This window comes from Arthrobacter sp. (assembly GCF_031179385.1).
Classification (GTDB): Bacteria; Actinomycetota; Actinomycetes; order Actinomycetales; family Micrococcaceae; genus Arthrobacter_D.
On sequence record NZ_JAPSHV010000195.1, the window covers coordinates 1 to 3,161 of the forward strand.

4 protein-coding genes are annotated in these 3,161 nt (G+C 63.4%); 3 read left to right on the plus strand and 1 reads right to left on the minus strand.

Annotated elements, in window-relative coordinates:
- The 3 genes from RIF85_RS15320 to RIF85_RS15330 all read left to right on the plus strand — a co-directional run.
- Positions 1 to 318 (plus strand): amidohydrolase family protein (locus RIF85_RS15320; RefSeq protein WP_309072764.1); only part of this gene is annotated, 318 nt, incomplete at its 5' end.
- Positions 305 to 1,630 carry an MFS transporter gene (locus tag RIF85_RS15325; RefSeq protein ID WP_309072765.1) on the plus strand — a complete coding sequence of 442 codons (1,326 nt, stop codon included), beginning with the start codon at positions 305 to 307 and terminating at the stop codon, positions 1,628 to 1,630. The genes RIF85_RS15320 and RIF85_RS15325, both read left to right, overlap by 14 nt.
- A 12-nt stretch (positions 1,631 to 1,642) precedes the next feature.
- Positions 1,643 to 2,911: an ArgE/DapE family deacylase gene (locus RIF85_RS15330; RefSeq protein ID WP_309072766.1), complete on the plus strand. Its 1,269-nt coding sequence runs from the start codon at positions 1,643 to 1,645 to the stop codon at positions 2,909 to 2,911.
- A 70-nt stretch (positions 2,912 to 2,981) separates the two neighbouring features.
- Here the strand turns inward: RIF85_RS15330 and RIF85_RS15335 are convergent.
- On the minus strand, positions 2,982 to 3,161 hold a 180-nt coding region (locus tag RIF85_RS15335), incomplete at its 5' end, for a M20/M25/M40 family metallo-hydrolase (protein WP_309072767.1).

Below are 3,161 nucleotides of genomic sequence, written 5' to 3' on the forward strand. Positions count from 1 at the left end.
TCCGGCGGAGCCACCCTGGGTCCCGAGGAACGGGTCGACCCCGAGACGGCCCTGCGTGCCTACACGGTCGACGCCGCGTGGATTGCAGGCGAAGAAGACCGGCGGGGAACGCTGGAACCGGGAAAGAACGCCGATTTCGTGTTCCTTTCGGACCACCCTGCAGAGGTGCCGCCCGATGGGATCGGCCGCATCAAGGTGCTGGCGACCATGCTCGATGGCGCCTGCGTTTTCGGGCACGACTACATCGAGGAGCTCCGGAGCACCGCATCGTCCCAGTCCCATCCCACAAAGAGAGGCGCCGAGCATGCAACCACATGAGACAACAGACGGAGAGGAAGCAGCTGTACCAGTTGTCAGCGGAGCCGAGGCCGGCAAGATCGCCTGGGCTGCGTTCGTAGGCACTGCCCTCGAATGGTACGACTACTTCCTCTTCGGCACCGCCGCAGCCATCGTCTTCAACCGGCTGTTTTTCACGTCGCTGGACCCGACCGCTGCGACAATGGCAGCCTTTGCCACATTTGGTGTCGGCTTCGCTGCCCGTCCGCTTGGCGCCGTATTGTTCGGCTACATCGGTGACCGTGTGGGGCGGCGCCCCGCGCTGCTGATCACGATCGTCGCGATCGGTGTGGCCACCGGGCTTATCGGTGTCCTGCCCGATTTCGGCACCATCGGCCTCGCAGCACCCATCATGCTTGCCATCCTGCGCCTGGTGCAGGGCCTTGCGGTCGGCGGTGAATGGGGTGGCGCCATGACCATCGCCGTTGAACATGCCCCCCTCGAGAAGCGCGGGCGGTATGCCGCGCTGGTGCAGGTGGGTTCTCCGGTCGGCACGCTGCTGTCCTCCGGAGCCTTCGCACTGGTACTGCTCATGCCCCCTGAAATCTTTGACTCCTGGGGCTGGCGTCTGCCGTTCCTGGCAGCGTTCCCACTGCTGCTGGTCGCGCTGTACATCCGATTGAAAATCGAGGAATCTCCGATCTTCCGTGAGCTGGTCAAGCTGGAGGAACGCGCCAAAATTCCTGCGGTCGATGTGTTCCGCCTGGCATGGGGCCGGCTGATCGTTGCTATCGCAGCCGCTTTCCTCGGCGTCGGCGGGTTCTACATTATGACCACCTTCGTCATCAGCTACGGCACCGCCACCCTCGGCCTGGACCGGGGACTGATGGTCAACGCAACCCTGGTTGCCGCGGTTGTGCAAATCGGAGTCATCCTGGTCATCGGTCGTATCAGCGAGAAATTTGGACCGGGAAAGATGACCTTTATCGGTGGCGTTGTGACCGCGGCCGCAGCGTTCCCACTTTTCTGGATGATCGACTCCCGCAATCCATTCGCCGTCGTCCTCGCTGTCACTCTCGGCATCGCGCTGCTGTCCGTTGCCTACTCGGTCACCGGCGCCCTGCTGACCGAACTGTTCCCGCCACAGCTGCGCTACAGCGGTGTCGCTCTCGGTTACAACCTGGCCGGCGCCCTGAGCGGATTCCTGCCACTTATCGCCGTCGCCCTGCTCGCCGTATCCGATGGAGCGTCGTGGACCGCTTCCCTGCTGCTGATGGCCGTGTCCCTGATCACCGCTGCCGGCGGGTTCTACGGCGAGCGGCTCCGGGTCAAGGACAAAGCGATCGTACGGTAGTAGGGCGGCCCCATGCTGAACCCTGAAACAGCCCGTCGAGTTATCGACAGCGTTGATGCGGCCTTTGACCGCCAACTCGAGTTCACGGCGGAGCTGATCCGCCATCCCTCGCTGCGAGCCGCCGAGTCCAGCGCCCAGGACCTGATGTTCGCTGAGCTCCAATCCCGCGGGTTCGCCATGGACCGCTGGACGCTCGACGGCGAAGCCCTCGCTTCGCACATCGGTTACGGTCCCAGCACAGTAGCCTTCGAAGACCTCACCAACGTCGTCGGAACCTATACGCCCCCGGAGGAGAACGGCCGTTCACTCATCCTGAACGGGCACGTCGATGTTGTTCCCACCGGCCCGCTGGAGACGTGGGAACGCAGCCCCTGGGACGCCGTAGTAAAGGACGGCTGGATGTACGGACGCGGGGCAGGTGACATGAAGGCCGGGCTCGCTGCCAACCTCTTCGCCTTCGACGCCGTCAGGGCTGCTGGCTTGGCGCCGGCAGCCACCATCCACTTCCAGTCAGTCGTTGAGGAGGAGTGCACGGGCAACGGGTCCCTTGCAGCGCTGCTGCGGGGCTACACGGCCGATGCCGTCATCATCCCGGAACCGGAAGAGAACATGCTGGTCCGCGCCAATGTGGGGGTGATCTGGTTCCGTGTGCGTGTTACCGGAAAACCTACGCATGTGCGGGAAATGGCATCCGGGTTTAACGCCATCGACGCCGCCTACAACGTCATGGGTGCGTTGCGGGAGCTCGAAGCCAAATGGAACGCCGATAAGGGCAGCCACCCGTACTTCGAGGACCTTGACCACCCCATCAACGTCAATATCGGCATGATTTCCGGCGGTGACTGGCCCTCAAGTGTCCCGTCCTGGTGCGAATTCGACGTCCGCGCGGCCCTGTATCCCGGGGTTCCGGCCGCGGATGTTTGGGACGAGATCCAGATGTGTCTTCGGACCACCACCGCGGCCGGGGCAGCAGTTTCGGCCGAGCGGACGGGTTTCTTCTCCGAAGGCTACATCCTGGAGGAAGGATCGGAAGCTGAGGCAAGGCTGGCCGATGCGCACCAAGTTGTCTTCGGCTCGGCGTTGCAAAGCTTCACAACCCCGGGCTATCTGGACGGCCGGGTCTTCACCCTCTACGCGGGAATCCCGGCACTGGTTTACGGGCCGGTGTCCGAGGCGATTCACGGGTTCGATGAGCGTGTGAACATCGCGTCGGTGCGCCAAGTGACCAAGACCATCGCCCTGTTCATAGCCGACTGGTGCGGCGTGACCGAGACAGCGTAAATCCTTGTCGGTACGGAGAAGCCGCCCTGCCATTGGCAGGGCGGCTTCTGTACTGCGTGTTGCGTGTTGGTTAGCGAGGGTCAAGTTCCCCGAGGCAGAGGCTCCGGACGACATCCGTCAGCACGTGCAGCCCGCTGATGATGTCCTGGTCGGTGGTGTACTCGTGCTCGTTGTGCGAGATGCCCTGCACGGACGGGACGAACAGCATCACCGTGGGGACGATGTCCTTCAGGTTGGTGGAGTCATGTCC

Bases quoted from the DNA above. Each gene is read 5' to 3' on its own strand.
- RIF85_RS15325 (WP_309072765.1), top strand. From the start codon at position 305: ATGCAACCACATGAGACAACAGACGGAGAGGAAGCAGCTGTACCAGTT.
- RIF85_RS15330 (WP_309072766.1), top strand. From the start codon at position 1,643: ATGCTGAACCCTGAAACAGCCCGTCGAGTTATCGACAGCGTTGATGCG.